At 41.2% G+C, this 14612-nt stretch carries 13 protein-coding genes; 10 read left to right on the top strand and 3 right to left on the bottom strand.

Annotated elements, in window-relative coordinates; translation table 11 throughout:
• Positions 1–77 precede the first annotated feature (77 nt).
• From G3570_RS09170 to G3570_RS09160, 3 genes are read left to right on the top strand one after another with little or no spacing between them, the layout of a single operon-like run.
• Positions 78–1481 carry a TolC family protein gene (locus G3570_RS09170; RefSeq protein WP_249066919.1) on the top strand — a complete coding sequence of 468 codons (1404 nt, stop codon included), beginning with the start codon at positions 78–80 and terminating at the stop codon, positions 1479–1481.
• A 1-nt stretch (position 1482) separates the two neighbouring features.
• Positions 1483–2082 (top strand): MlaC/ttg2D family ABC transporter substrate-binding protein, encoded by a 600-nt coding sequence (locus G3570_RS09165; RefSeq protein WP_165141551.1) that lies wholly within the window; start codon positions 1483–1485, stop codon positions 2080–2082.
• 45 nt (positions 2083–2127) lie between these two features.
• On the top strand, positions 2128–3147 hold the full coding sequence (locus G3570_RS09160) for a hypothetical protein (RefSeq protein WP_165141549.1): 1020 nt from the start codon (positions 2128–2130) through the stop codon (positions 3145–3147).
• 10 nt (positions 3148–3157) lie between these two features.
• Here G3570_RS09160 and G3570_RS09155 read toward each other — a convergent pair whose 3' ends face one another.
• Positions 3158–4048 carry a hypothetical protein gene (locus tag G3570_RS09155; RefSeq protein ID WP_165141547.1) on the bottom strand — a complete coding sequence of 297 codons (891 nt, stop codon included), beginning with the start codon at positions 4046–4048 and terminating at the stop codon, positions 3158–3160.
• 1 nt (position 4049) lies between these two features.
• A complete protein-coding gene (locus tag G3570_RS09150) occupies positions 4050–4529 on the bottom strand; it encodes a hypothetical protein (protein WP_165141545.1) in 480 nt (159 codons plus the stop codon).
• Positions 4530–4595: 66 nt separating this feature from the next.
• On the opposite strand from G3570_RS09150, the gene G3570_RS09145 reads away from it, so the two are divergent.
• The 7 genes from G3570_RS09145 to G3570_RS09115 all read left to right on the top strand — a co-directional run bounded on the left by G3570_RS09145 (position 4596) and on the right by G3570_RS09115 (position 13531).
• The gene (locus G3570_RS09145; RefSeq protein ID WP_165141543.1) at positions 4596–6008 is read left to right on the top strand and encodes a capsule assembly Wzi family protein; all 1413 of its coding nucleotides are present in this window, start codon (positions 4596–4598) and stop codon (positions 6006–6008) included.
• 191 nt (positions 6009–6199) lie between these two features.
• Positions 6200–8725: an efflux RND transporter permease subunit gene (locus G3570_RS09140; protein ID WP_165141541.1), complete on the top strand. Its 2526-nt coding sequence runs from the start codon at positions 6200–6202 to the stop codon at positions 8723–8725.
• Between the two features lie 206 nt (positions 8726–8931).
• Positions 8932–9687, top strand: coding sequence for a tectonin domain-containing protein (locus tag G3570_RS09135; protein WP_249066917.1), 756 nt, complete (start codon positions 8932–8934; stop codon positions 9685–9687).
• A gap of 123 nt (positions 9688–9810) precedes the next feature.
• Positions 9811–10626, top strand: coding sequence for an FkbM family methyltransferase (locus tag G3570_RS09130; RefSeq protein WP_165141537.1), 816 nt, complete (start codon positions 9811–9813; stop codon positions 10624–10626).
• A 180-nt stretch (positions 10627–10806) separates the two neighbouring features.
• On the top strand, positions 10807–11604 hold the full coding sequence (locus G3570_RS09125) for a glycosyltransferase family 2 protein (protein WP_165141535.1): 798 nt from the start codon (positions 10807–10809) through the stop codon (positions 11602–11604).
• Positions 11604–12683, top strand: coding sequence for a glycosyltransferase (locus tag G3570_RS09120; RefSeq protein ID WP_165141533.1), 1080 nt, complete (start codon positions 11604–11606; stop codon positions 12681–12683). The genes G3570_RS09125 and G3570_RS09120 overlap by 1 nt, the downstream gene beginning before the upstream one ends.
• An 83-nt stretch (positions 12684–12766) precedes the next feature.
• Entirely contained in the window at positions 12767–13531 is a 765-nt protein-coding gene (locus G3570_RS09115) for a DUF3047 domain-containing protein (RefSeq protein ID WP_165141531.1), read from the top strand.
• A 67-nt stretch (positions 13532–13598) separates the two neighbouring features.
• On the opposite strand, the gene G3570_RS09110 is transcribed toward G3570_RS09115, so the two are convergent.
• On the bottom strand, positions 13599–14597 hold the full coding sequence (locus tag G3570_RS09110; protein ID WP_165141529.1) for a hypothetical protein: 999 nt from the start codon (positions 14595–14597) through the stop codon (positions 13599–13601).
• Positions 14598–14612: the final 15 nt, after the last annotated feature.

The raw sequence follows: 14612 nt of genomic DNA, 5'->3' as shown, positions 1-14612 counted from the left end.
ATCCCTAAAAGGTTGGGGCTTTTTCTTTAAATATTTCAATTGATTCCACGTTAAACTACCAATCAATGAGTCAAATAATGAAAAGATCACGTATGTTTTTACGACTACTGCTTGCAGGCATCGTACTGGTAGTTGCGGTTAATAATGTATCGGCACAGGATACTGTTAAAGTATCATTGCAGGAGTTTATTGAAATAGGTATTAACAACTCCGGTCAGCTGGATTTTGAGCAACAAAAAGTTTCCCTGGCTGAAAACCGCATCGATCAGGCACAAAACCAGCGTTATCTGCCGAGATTTGATCTCTCAACACAACACGGTTTGGTACCCGGTGTAAAAAGTAACGTGGAAGGACTGGATCCGAATGAGTTTTACCTGGACCCTGACCTGGAGAATGATTGGGAGGATATAGGTGTATTTACGCGAGCGGAAGTAAATGCTATTCAACCCATTTTTGCCTGGGGTGGACTTCGCAGTCTGGTTAAAGCAGCTCGTGCCGGTGCGGAGTCTGCAAAAGAACAGTTCGAATCACAACAGAGCAACATTGAAATACGTCTGTATGAGTTATATGAAAGTTATCTGCTTTCTGTAGAGCTGCAACGACTGCTGGATGAAGCCAATGGAAAGATTGAAGATATTGGTGAACAGATTGAAGAACAGAGAGAAAGCGGAGATTCCGAACTGGATGAATCGGATGTGTTTAAGTTTGAGATATTTAAATCAGAGTTTGCCATTCGGGCAGCTGAAGTCAATGAAAATATAGCCTACATCAAAAGTATCTGGTCTTATGTTACCCAGTCGGATGAAAATACCATTTATATGCCCGACCTGCAGTTCCTGGACCCAGTAGGCAACAGCATTCAAGAACTTGATTACTACAGGACCCATGCAATTCAGGAAAGGGCAGAAGTTAAAGCTATTGAAGCAGGTATCGAAGCAGCGGAATATGGTTTGGATGCAACAAAGGCCCAAAATTACCCAACTCTTTTCCTCGGACTTTCAGGAAGCTATGCCAACACACCGAATCGTCCCAGGCAGAGTAACCCTTTTATAATAAACAATTCAAATTATGCTTCTGCAGCTTTTGGAATAGGTATTCGTCAAAACCTGGATTTCTTCAGTATGAAAGCTGACGTTGAAAGAAGCAACATTCAATATAACCAGGCAAAATATCTTAAAGATGCAGCCGTTGATGGCATTGTCCTTGAAATTAATGACAAATACAAAAACGCCAGTTTATCAAAAGTAAAAGTAGATCGAACGGATGAGGCACTGGTAACCAGTAAAAAATGGCTGAGACAGGAACAATTGGATTACGACTTCGGTATGGGAGATACAAAGGACCTGATTGATGCCATGCAGAAAGAATTGGAACTGAAAGTTCAGCTGAAACGAGAAATATTCGAGTTCAACAAAAATATGGCGGAACTCTATAAAGCATCAGGAATGGATATTACTACCCTTAAATTGAACAACAATTGATATGAAGTCATCTAGAAATTTATTTCTTCTAATTAGTCTGATAATTTTTTCACTTAGCGCTATCAACAGTTCGGCAGCGGCACAGCGGGATAGTACAACAGTAAGAGAGCTGCTCGAACAGCGCGACCAGGAGATCAAGGACTTGGTAGGACCGAAAGGGACGGAGTATACCCAGGAACGTAGAGAAAAGTTGAAAGATATTATTAACGGCATCATAGACTATGAAGCCATGGCGAGTTTTGCTCTTCAAGAAACCTATGACACCCTTACCACAGATCAACGTGAAGAATTTGTGGATCTCTTTGCTACCATTATACGGGATCAATCCTTAAATAAACTGGACATATACCGTGCGGATGTGCGCTACGACGCAATTAAGGTGAATGATGATACAGCAGAGGTTACTACCATGGTGACACTTGATGATGTCAGAACACCTGTGATTTATGACATGAAATACGATGATCAGTGGGTAGTTACGGATATGGTTATCGATGATGTTTCCACTGCGGGATCTTACAGACGACAGTTTCAGAACATCATACGGAAAAAGGGCTATCAATCTCTACTCGAAACCTTGAGAAAGCGGGCCAGCAGGTAATTTAATAAGTGATAATTTCGCCCTATATTGGGTCTAAATCAATTTATGCTAAGATCAATCCAACATAAGAAGATTGCACCTGAGGGTTACGTATACGCGACCTACGGTCACCCTAAGTATCTCAAGCATGCCATTGCATCGGTAGTTTCATTACGCAGGTATGATGAAGATCGACCTGTAGCCTTGGTTTGTGAAGAAAAGCAGAAAAGGATACTGGAAGAGAACGGGCTCGCGGGTATTTTCGATATCATCCATATTATGTCGCCGGAAAGAGCTTCAATTGTTGGATTCAAGCATAACATCCATGATTATCTCTTTTTTGAAAAGAATCTTTTTCTCGACAGCGATATTATATGGTGTAAGGATCCGGATTCTCTTTGGCAATCTCTAAAGCCTTATTCTTTTACCATCACCGGAACCCAGGTATCTGACAACTTTTTTGGTGGTCCCAAAAATATCGGAATACTATCAGATATTTTACTAAGACGTCGTCAGCGCACTCTTAATCATTTTGGGCTAACCTATTTAAGCAGGGTGCAAACCGGTATGATCTATGCTGAAGACTACAATCTCACCAAAAAAGTTTCGGAGTTGGCCGGCAAGATGCTGGATCGGAAAAATGAAACACATTTCAGAAGCCGGACTCTTGAAAAAGGACGCAGTGAAGAGTCGTGTGAATGGAGCATGGCTATGGCTATGTCTAAGTTAAATATTCCGGTATATCCCTGGCTACAGGGACACAACAGTCCGCAACTGGATTATATTTCGGATTTCACTTCCCATGATCCTGATTTTGAATATGTAGTATGCACCTATTACTGTGATGAGTTGGTTTATAACCTGCGCGGGTTAAAAGTAAAGTGGATTAGAAATTTATTGAAAGGGTTTTTCTCACTTTGGCCCGGAAAAGGGGATTATCTAAAAACTACACCTTACTGCCTTCATTTCGGCTGGTATCACCAGAAACAACCTTTCTTTGAGTTTGCCGAGAGAACCTGGAACCAGCTTACCAAAAATATCGAACAGGTTAAGCAATCGAGTAAAGTATTCAAGCAGAACCGGTAATTGATAAATATTACAGGTATTTCAACAGATTATTCCTGTTCTGTAAATTGTACTTTTCATCAAGGTAATTGAATAATTTGTACCAGGGAAAACCAATGATGGATAGTTCAATTAGGTATGACATGAACCAGATATTCATGGAATAATATATCCCGATGTGCATCCCGATCAGCAGAAGGGTTATATAAGGACGAAGCCTTTTCCACCAGAATAAAAAAGCACATATCTCAGTAACTAATCCTATAATTAATATTATTGTGGCAATTAACCTGCTCTGTAGGGCAAGCTCCTGAACCCAGGTTAGGGTGTAGCTTCCTTCTGCAGAAAGTACATCGGTAGATTTCTCTGCTATCCAAAGCCATAAATGATTCCCATCAACCCAGGAAATACCTGAAGCGACGAGCTTAGAAATAGAAGCGGAGGTATAACTCAGTCCGACAAAGAAAACAAGAAAACCATAGGCAAATGACAGTGCTTTCCATCTATTATTGATGAAGCAGAAAGCCAGTCCCAATCCCAGTATGCTAAACCCTATGAGATTTGAACTATGAGGTATTTCACCCAGTGAAAACCGTGTTACATATTGCAAGTGGAGCAGCAGGAAAATTAGTATATAAAGCCATTTGTATCGCCTGCTGAAAAAGGCCACGACTGCCAATCCGCTAATTAGCCCAGCTGAAATCAAAGGAAGGCTGTTACCAAAAAAAATCTCTACATCGATATAATTTGCCAATCCCAGGGGCAGAACAACATCACTGATTCTTAGTATGTAAAATCCCCAGTCCCATGCATATATGAGGGTATAACAGACGGAAAATAGTTCAAACAACCGTAAATACAGCTTTACTCCAATGGAGTCTGGCCTCTTGAATTCAAACAGGTTTTGCAGGAGTGAATTCATGTTACTTATCCTGGAATATTTTGGGATTCTTATAGGTTGTGTCTCTGGTAAATAAAAGGAGAGGTACAGCTTCCACTACTACTGAATCTTCTTCTGTGAGGTATCCACTTACCCTGGTAGCCATCCAACGAGCATCCGGATACTCGTTAATATTCAATAAATCCCTTAAGCCTGCTATTCTCTTTTGATTCCAGTCTTCGGTTTTGGCTACGAAGTTGGCATAGTCAATAGCGTCAACCCCTATAGAATCTAGAGACACTGCTCTGCGTCTGATATCGGATAATGTTTTGGTATTCCAGATGGTTGAGTCGTTATTGTTTTCTACGCGTTCCAGCACACCTCTTGACCACGGGTTTCCCGCTTGCGAAAACATCGGGAAAATACTGAACGGCCAGAACTCTCCTTCATGTGTGGCGACCAACACTATATTCAGAGCCAGTATAGCGAAGAGGATGAACTTATATTTGGTGAATTTTTTCATTCCATGTTATATTTGCTGCCAACTTATATTATCCGGACGTCCTAATCTTAATCCAATCATATAATTTTGAAGAAATCCAGCATCCTGAAAGGTAGCCTGCTTTTACTTTGTCTCTTTTTCCTGTTTACTCAATTCTCAAGTGCCCAAAATAATGATTTTAATCTTTTCTACCGTACTTCAATTTATGGTAGTACCGATGGCTCTATGCCTTTTTGGTTTACAGCAAATGTGAATGGGAAAGTAGATCCGAACAATACAAATTTTATCAATGAACTTGGTTTCAGCAGGACATTTGAGATTTCGCCTGATTTAAGTTTTGAAACCGGTAGCAATCTGGTAGGGCGCCTGTCGGAAGATAACAGCATGCATTTTACAGAGCTGTATGGCAGTATAAACTATCGCGCCTTTCGTCTTGATGTTGGAAGATTCAATCAACCGATTGGGTTGAATAATCATGCACTGTCAGTCGGGTCAATGATGATGAGTACCAATGCCATTCCCGTAACCAGGATCACCATTTCCAATCCGGAGTTTGTCTCAGCTCCCTTCAGTAATGGTTTCTTAGAGTATAAAGGGATGTTCAGTCACGGTTGGTTCACAGAAGACCGATATGTGGATGATGCCTATCTACACCAAAAGTACCTCTACCTAAAGTTTAATATCGGTAAACTCTCAGCAATCGGAGGAGTAGTTCATAACGCGTTATGGGGAGGAACCAGTGAAAATCCTAATGTTGGCAGCCTTCCTCAATCTTTTTCTGATTATTTACGAGTCATTACGGGCTCTTCAGCTGATCCGGATAGTGATGCTCCGGGAGGAGAGATCAGCAATACCATCGGTAATTCTATCGCTTCGTATGAATTTGGTGCGACTTATGATTTTGAAGATCTTACACTCACTGCAACAAGGGTATTTTTTCTAGAAGATGGTGTTTCCAGGCGATTTCGCAGTCCATGGGACGGATCCTGGGGATTAAATATTGTTTTTAAAGAGCAGTCACGTCTATTGCAGGCAATAACTTATGAACATATCAATACCAGGAGACAGGATTCCAGGGCTTTTCAGGCAAGGGGAAGGGCAAACTATTACAATCATTTTCTTTACCGGAATGGTTGGTCAAATTATGGAAGGGTTATTGGCATTCCATTAATAACCTATAATCCCGAAACCAATCGCGTGGATAATAACATATTGGTGGGCCATCACATTGGTGCTTCAGGCTTTTTAAAGAAAAATCTGGAATACAAAGTTTTTGGAACCTATACCCGTAATTATGGAATCGTCGGTGGGAAAGTACCACCCGAAACGATTGATTTCCCATCCAGAAGAGAAGACCAGTACTCTTTTCTCATAGCCATGAATTACAATGTGCCAAATGTATCAGCATTAACAATAGGATTATCACTTTCTGCAGATACCGGAGAGATGTACCGTGAAAATCTGGGATTCATGGCAGATCTGACCTGGAATTTTAGGTAACTATCTATGAATTATGGATTAAGACTGACTGGATAATACTAATGGGCTAGTCGTAACTAAATAGTCCGCTTAATTTGAATTGACCAATATTTCATCTAAGTTCTTTCGTTTTAGTTTCATAATGACCTGCAGTGAAATTTCAGGAAATTCAATTGAACCGATTTACGGTTTATTTTAAATAGCACAGTGATATGAATAGGTTTTTTGAATCGCTTCGTCCTTTCATCAGGGGAGTAGTCAATAGGGCATGGCTGGTGCTATTCATTGCTGCGTTATTTGCCGCTGCAGGTGGTTATTATGCCAGCTTTCTGAAAATTGATACGGATTTTTCAAAGCTTATTCCTGAGGATTATCCCAGTTACCAGGCTCTTGAAAGAGTCAGAAATACGGTTGGCGGCGAAGGCAGTGATTTGGCTGTTGGAATTGTTAGCCCCTCTTTTGAGGCCAATAAAGCTTTTGCTGAGGAGTTAATCCCAAAGGCACTGAAACTTAAAGGAGAGGGATATAACAAGCCATATCTCAGAACAGTGGAATACGAAAGGGATACGCAATTTATGGAAGAGAATGCCCTGTATTTTGCCACTGATAAAGAGTTGGATGACATTAAAGATTATTTGCAGGACGAGATAGAACAAGCCAAGCTCGAGGCCAATCCATTCTACACTGATTTTAGTGAAGAAGATGAGTCAACCAACGAATCGGGCGTTACCATCGGTGAACTGGACTCTGTGTATCAGCAGCTGGTTGGGAAAGAGTACCCAATATCGGATGATAGCACGACCATGACATTGCGCTTCTTTCCGGAAGGGTCACAGACCAATATCAGTTTTATAAATAATCTGTATGAGGATTTTGAAGAACTGCTGGCGACCATGGAACCTTCCATGTATCATCCGGAGATGGAAATTACACTTGCGGGTCGTCTTATGCGCAGAAGTATACAGGTTGAAGCCATCCGCGGAGATGTAGCTAAAACATTTGGGGTAGGAGCTTCTGCCGTGATACTGCTGGTTATCTTCTATTTTTTGTATAAATCTTACAGTGCAAGGGCAGGGTCGAGATTTTCATGGAAAATATTGATTACTGAATTGGCCAGGATGCCTGTTCTTGCTCTTGTTATTACCATACCGCTTTTGATGAGTCTCGCCTGGACCTTCGGTATGGCCTATCTGATGGTTGGTAATTTGAATATTATGACTTCCACTCTTGCCCTGCTACTATTCGGGCTTGGTGTAGATTTTGGAGTGCATTTTTATGGACGTTATTCCGAAGAGAGAGGTATGGATAAATCCATCATTGATGCCGCTGAAATTTCTTTTTTAAGTACGGGTCAGGCTGTAGCTGTAGGTGCATTAACAACCTCCACGGCACTCTTGGTGCTGACTTTTGCAGACTTTAAAGGCTTCAGTGAATTCGGTTTGATTGCGGGTATCGGTATTCTGTTTGCAGTAGTAGCGATGATTGTTGTTATGCCTGCCCTACTTTCAATATTTGAAAAGTATGGGTTGCTCAATTTAAATAAGGCCGGTGGCTTTGAAGGTGAGGCTACGGTCAGGAATAAGCGCATGCCCGCTGCCAAATCAATCCTTATGGTCAGTGTTTTAGCTGTAGTTGCTTCACTCATCATGTTGCCTACGGTTTCCTTTGAATACAATTTTAGTAAGTTAGAGCCAAAATACCCGGAATATGAAGCAAAAGATGATATAGTTGACCGTGTAAGCAGCAGCAGGATGGGTAGTAATCCCGCATACATTGTCGTAGATACTCCTGAAGAGGCTGTAAAAGTTGCAGAGGCAGTACGTGAAAAAGCAAGAAAGGATACTATTTCACCGACCATCAAGCAGGTTCAGACCTTGCAGGAGAGATTCCCATTACAGAAAGAGGAAAAGCAGAATCGCCTGGAAAATATTGCAGAAATTAGGGAACTGCTGAACAGTCAGTACCTCAGTAATGAAAACTCAGAAGAGCTTACAAGACTTCGCCGTGCTGCCCAAACACGTGAGCCCATTTCTCCTGAGCAGGTACCTGATTACCTAAAAGATACATTTACCACACAATCCGGCGAGATCGGTATGTTCGTGATGATCTACCCTTCGGTAGGACTATCTGACGGGAGAAAATCTATTGCTTTTGCAGATGATGTTGGAACCATAAACACTGATGACGGGGAGGTGTACCATGCCGGTTCCACATCGCTGATAGCTGCTGAAATGCTTCGCCTTATGCAAGAAGAATCACCGTATATGGTAGTCGCAGTATTTATCATCGTAGCACTGATTATGGTATTGTACTTCAGGTCTTTAAAATGGGCTGCTCTTGCGTTGATCCCATTGGTGGTGGGTTTACTCTGGATGTTACTGTCAGTAGAACTATTTGGACCAAGGCTTAACTTTTTCAACCTGGTAGTATTGCCTGCAATGCTGGGAATCGGAAACGACGACGGTATTCACCTGGTGCATCGTTACCGTGAAAGGGGTAAAGGATCTATGATGAAGGTACTTCGCTCAACGGGTGAACATTGTACCATTGCATCTCTGACAACAATGATTGGATTTTTTGGTTTGCTTTTCAGCTTTCACCCGGGATTACGCTCGATTGGACAACTGGCCGTTATTGGTGCCGTAACTACTTTAATGGCAGCGCTATTGTTTTTACCCGCTTTAATTCAGTGGATCGAGGACTTAGGAGCCAAAAAACAGGCAGAGGGGAAATCGTAATCTAATTTTATATACATCAGACTATATTGAGGTATTTTTTAATATAGTTTTATAATTAGAATATTTTTATAGATTAGTGAATATTGAGATATAAACTATAAATTAAGAAATAACAAAAGGGATACGGGTCATCTACCTGGCATCTATAATACCTGGCTTGTATAAATAAATACGGTACACGCTAACAAACCAACAATTCAATGGATATGATAAAGACAATGTTCACTTCAAGAAAAAAAACCACTTTAACTTCCTTACTGGTTACTCTATTTTTTGTGTTTAGTGGCACATTTTCCGGTACGGCCTTTGCCCAATGGGAAAATCTTCCCGGTAAAGCCAAAGAAATTGCTGCTGGAGGGGATAGCACAGCATCAGTTTGGGTACTTGGTGAAAATAACTCTGCATACAAATGGAATGAAAATTCCTTTTCCTGGGAAGATTTCGGGGGAAAAGGTGATTTGATCGCAGTAACCAACCAGGGCCGACCCTGGGTAGTTAACAATAAGCAGATTTATCGACTGCGTGGCAGAACCTGGCAAAGCATGCCCGGAAAAGCAACAGCCATTGCTGCAGGAGGCGGAACCGTTTGGGTACTCGGTGAAAATAAGACAGCTTTCAAATGGAATGATGAAGCTTTTTCATGGGAAGAGTTCGGCGGAAATGCTGATTTGATTGCTGTCGATTCAAATGGAATCCCATGGGTTGTAAACAATAAACAGATATATCGCTTGAGGGGTCGTAACTGGCAGAGCATGCCCGGAAAAGCAACAGCCATCGCAGCCGGAGGCGGAACCGTTTGGGTTATCGGTGAAAACGGACAAGTTTACCAGTGGAATGATCAGGCTTTTGAATGGATGAACAAAGGCGGTAAGGCAAGTAAGATAGCGGTTACTCCACAGGGAGTTCCATGGGTACTACAGGATGGAGGGACCCAGATATACAGATTGCGCGGCACCATGTAATTAATACATTACCACGTAGATAAAAATCTGTCACAGTTTTATTTCGGTGTGGTCTTATAAAAGTCTTTTGGAAGAGGGATTTTATTTGCCACACCGATTTTATTTTAGATTATCACGAAATTCATGTTAAAAGGCATCTACAGCTTTTTTGAAAGATTGAAGGAGCGTTTTGATTGGGTGAGAGATGTTTCGGTTCATATGGCTGCAGATCCGATATCAAAGGTCAAGCTCTTTTTTGGCGGCATTTGGTTTATCCTCAACGACACCTGGAAATCAAGACTAAGCTTTACGGCGACTGTTTCCCATTTTGATTCTCAAAACCTCTTTTACTTCGATGACTTAAGTGATTATGGTCTGTTCTGTGAAATATTTCTTGATAATCCTTATAGTCCAAAAAAATACAATAACGTCTCCACTATATTCGATCTGGGCGCCAATGTAGGTGTCTCAGCGCTCTACTTTCGTTTGCTCTACCCCGAAGCTCACATACACAGCTTTGAGCCGGATCCGTCAAATCTAAAGCAGTTAAAGAAAAATGCCGGGTATCTGGGGAATATGACGATTTATGATTTTGCGGTGGGGGGTGAGAACGGGGAAATTTCCTTCTATGCAGATCCTCATAGGGGCAGTTCCTCTTCCACGCAAAAACTCAGGGATCGCCAACTGGAATTAAAAGTTCAGATTAAAACACTTGCCACTGTATTGGATGAGTTGAATATAGAAGAAATAGATATCTTGAAATTTGACATAGAAGGATCAGAAGAAAAGCTCTTTGCTAATTTCGCAGGGTATAAAAAAATTCGTCACCTGTTTGGAGAAGTCCACGGTGATCTCTGTAACGCAGAAAACACTATTGGGATTCTAAAAGAAAACTACAGTAATTTTCATTTGTACCCCTTAGATATTGAAAACAGATGGTATGTAACGGCGCATAATTGACAGCCAGCCGCATGTACAGACTAAAATCAGAATCCATTGAAAGATTGGAATACATTAACTCCAAAAATTAATCCAGACCTGTGAACATTTGCATAACTTTTACTTTATTGTGTAGAAGTCTTTTTGCGATTCTAAATTTGTTTATCGCATTCTACAAAATGTAGTTTTTAATTAATTTTTATGTTTGCGGAGAGAAAAAATTTACCTAAAGTCAGTTGTCTGATGGTGACGGCAGATCGTCCGGACCTGTGCCGAAGAGCTATTCGTTGTTATAACAGGCAAACCTACAAGAATAAGGAACTGGTCGTTGTAGATGATGGAGACACAGACCTCACCCCGGTTTTGTCAACTGTACCTGCCGATGAATTGACCTATTTACGATTGACCGGAGGTTCAAATTTTGTACTTGGCAAGCTGAGAAACATAGCTCTTGATACCGCTTCCGGAGATATATTTACCCAATGGGATGATGATGAATGGTACCATCCCGAAAGAATCGAAAAACAGGTAGAAATACTGCTGAAAGGTTATGATGCCTGCTGTCTCGAGGCCACGCTGATGCATATCAGTGATGAGGAGTTTTTTAATCATCCGTACATTGGTCACCTGAAAAAAGGAGTGCCCGGCAGTATCATGCATTATGCAAGTAAAGATATTCGCTACCCGGAATTAAAAAGAGCCGAAGATTCCATCTATCTGGAAAAATGGCTTCAAAAAGATTATACGATGCTTTCTGCAGAGAAGGCTTATCTTTTTATCCGATGTTTTCATGGGGAGAATACATGGGAAAAGAAGCACTTTTTAACTCGAATGAGAAACACCATCCCCGATACCCTTTCATATTTATGGTACCGTTATGTGAAGAAGAATATTTTTCTTCATTCTCGATTCGATCTCAATGAAAAGGCCAAGGAAGCTTTCCGGCTCTATCTGGAAGACAGTAAAGATCTAGAGCTTTTAGAAACAAGTGCCTCCTGATGCGTTCGGTTTTTATTCAAACCTACCCGATTTATCACGACCTGTTAGATACCGAACAATGGCTGGGTCGTATCAACAGAGACCGGTGGATGCCCGGTATATTGGCTGACATGGGGAGTGAGGTTGAATTATGGGGAGGAGATTACGAGGGCAGTGTACACAAATCTGATATCGATGAAGAGGGCATGGGTTCTTACAAGATCCGGTTATTTGAAACGGTTTCTGACCAAAGCCAAACAAAAAAACACTATAGCGATGCCTTAGTGGAGTATGCCAAAAGCTATGATGCGGACCTCCATCTCCTGAAAGGGGTGGATGGAGGCGTCGGAATTCGGCTACTGAACCAGTATTTACTGCCTGAAGATAAACCTTTTGTATTCATCATAGGAGGTAAGTTCTACACCGGCAATGTGCCAAAAGCTGATCTGGTTTTTTATGAGACTGAAGAACAAAAAGAGAAACTGAATAATCCTGGATGGCGCTTCTGGAGAAGAGCAGTAGAAGAAGAACGGTTACTTCGCCTTCCTAAATCTGTCGATACAGATCTATTTAGTCCGGCACCTGATTTGAACAAAAAATGGGATATTGTTTGCGTAGGGCGCCTTATCAATCGATATAAAACGTATGATGAACTGGAAGAGCTTTCGGAACATTTTAAGGTTTGTATGGTGGGTGGAGGTCCTGCCAAGGAAGAGTTTGAGAAAAAGTTTCCCAAAATAGATTTCGTCGGGCAAGTTCCAAATGATGAAGTGCCCAACTATCTTAATCAGGCTCACGCCTTTATCCATCCTGGAGAGAATGATTATTTCCCGCGCGTTATCTCGGAAGCTGCAGCCTGTGGTTGCATTTTGCTGGCTTTTGCAGATTCAATTGCTACCGATGTACTGCCAACAGACTGCGGCCTGCGTTTGGATAGGGATTCGTATGTTCAGGAGATAAAAGAGCTTTTTGATGATAAAGTCTTAATGAAGCAAATGGGTAATAATGCACGAAATTATGCCGTTGAGTGTCTACATAAGTTTTCTACCAAAAAACCTATGGAGAAGATGCTTCAAAAACTCGATTTTCATTTTCACTAACCATCAAAAAGTGTTTTAAAATGCTGTTTTGGGAATTATGAAAAACCTTCTCATAAGCTCTTACTACAAATACAATGCACATTATGCTCACTAAACAAGTGATTAAGTCGATATTTATCTTCTCTGCAGTTACCATTGCTTTAGGTGCCGTGCTAATTCATATGCCGGTCAAAGCGCAGCAATCAACAGTTGAATCAGTTTCAAAAGTGATTGATAATTTCGAGTCTTATGAGACCGGTACCATTGCTGATACTTGGAAATACATTACTAAATCAGGAGATGAGTTACCCGTAAGAGAAGCGCTGGAAGCGGGAGAACGTTTCCATGTCATGCAGGAGGATGGAAATAAATATCTGAGGGTGGAAACACAAAATGAATCCATCCGGTTATCCCAGGTCAATGGGTCCGCCATCAACTGGAATATCCAAGAGTACCCTTACTTGAAATGGAATTGGAGGGCACTGCACCTACCGGAAGGTGCCAGTGAAAAAGACAAGAATGATTCAGGTGGGGCAATCTATGTCACATTTGATACTGATTGGCTTGGACGTCCAAAGAGCATCAAATACACGTATAGTTCAAGTTTACCGGTCGGAACACGGGTTGGTTTCGGTCCACTGACGGTTATAGTAGTCAGTTCCGCATTGGAAGGTCCTGTAGGAAGCTGGAAAACTGTTGAGCGCGATTTATTGGAGGATTATGAAGATGTATTCGGAGGCTTCCTGAAAAAAGGTACACCGCCTGACCGCCCCCTTTCTATTACAATTTGGGGAGATTCCGACTCTACCAACGACAGTTCAAAAGTAGATTTTGACGAAATAATTCTTCTGAAGGAACCCAGTATGTAAGTTATATTACTGCTTTATAGGCGGGTTATTACGTAACATATTGATGAGCTCTGTCCTCGTCTCAGCTTTATTCCTTCTCCGGAGATTTGAATGAGGTAGTATAGCTTGGAGTAATCCTTTCCCGAACCGTATAGTAAATATAGAAAAGCAGGTTTAGAATTTTATCCAAAACATTATGGACCAAGAGTATGCCTGATACGGCAGCTACCGGTGTTTTCAATAATTTTGCTATTTCGATATTGGTTCCTGTAGCTATGAGTTCTTGACTAGGCAAAAAGGGAATCCGGCTGATTACGATATTTACACTTAAAAAGGTAAACCATATCTCCAGGCTTAAGTCCGGTAATACGGTATGCCATTGCAGAATCTGGGCGGCATATAGAATGACCATTCGAATTGAGTGGATTAAAAATACCTTGTAAGAAATGCTCAGGGACATCGAAAAAAGATAACTTCTGAATCGATACAACACGCCAAGCAGAATGATTAGCAAAACACTTCCGATGACGTATTCCATGATCCCCGTCTCAGCCCAAAAATCAAGATTGTCAAAATAATCAAGAATACGTATCTGATCCGTCATAATCAGAACAACAAGTAGTCCAAGTGCGATAAATGTGGAAGCTGCTGAGGATAGGATATTTATATCCCGGATATCCTTAAACGCCTGCTTCTTGTCGATAGATTGTGTCTTAATTCCCCATTGCATCAGAATAATTTCCCCGGAATAGCCCATCACATCCTTATTGAAAATTCTTTTCTTGATAAATATGGGGATGCTTTTAAAGTAGGGTATACCCCAGGTTATCTTGTATGCGAGAGTATCGGAAAGAGGTAGTAGAAAATATATGACCAGAAACAGCAGGTAAAATAAAGGTTCTGTAGGGAGGGATCTCCAGATGTTTCCCCAACCGATATCAGTAAGCTGGTAAACAATTAAGCCAAAAACGAGAACCTGAAAAAAATAGGTTCCATATTTAACCAGCCTCTTGCCAGGAGGAGATTTAAAAAAGATCTTCATCTTTCTCCTGTAGAGATTGTAAATAGCTCTGAGTTTAATTTTCATGAAGAAGCCTGCAGT

This window comes from Halalkalibaculum roseum (genome assembly GCF_011059145.1).
Lineage (GTDB): Bacteria > Bacteroidota > Rhodothermia > Balneolales > Balneolaceae > Halalkalibaculum > Halalkalibaculum roseum.
Note: the sequence above shows the minus strand (reverse complement) of the source record. Positions and strands in the feature narration are given on the sequence as shown.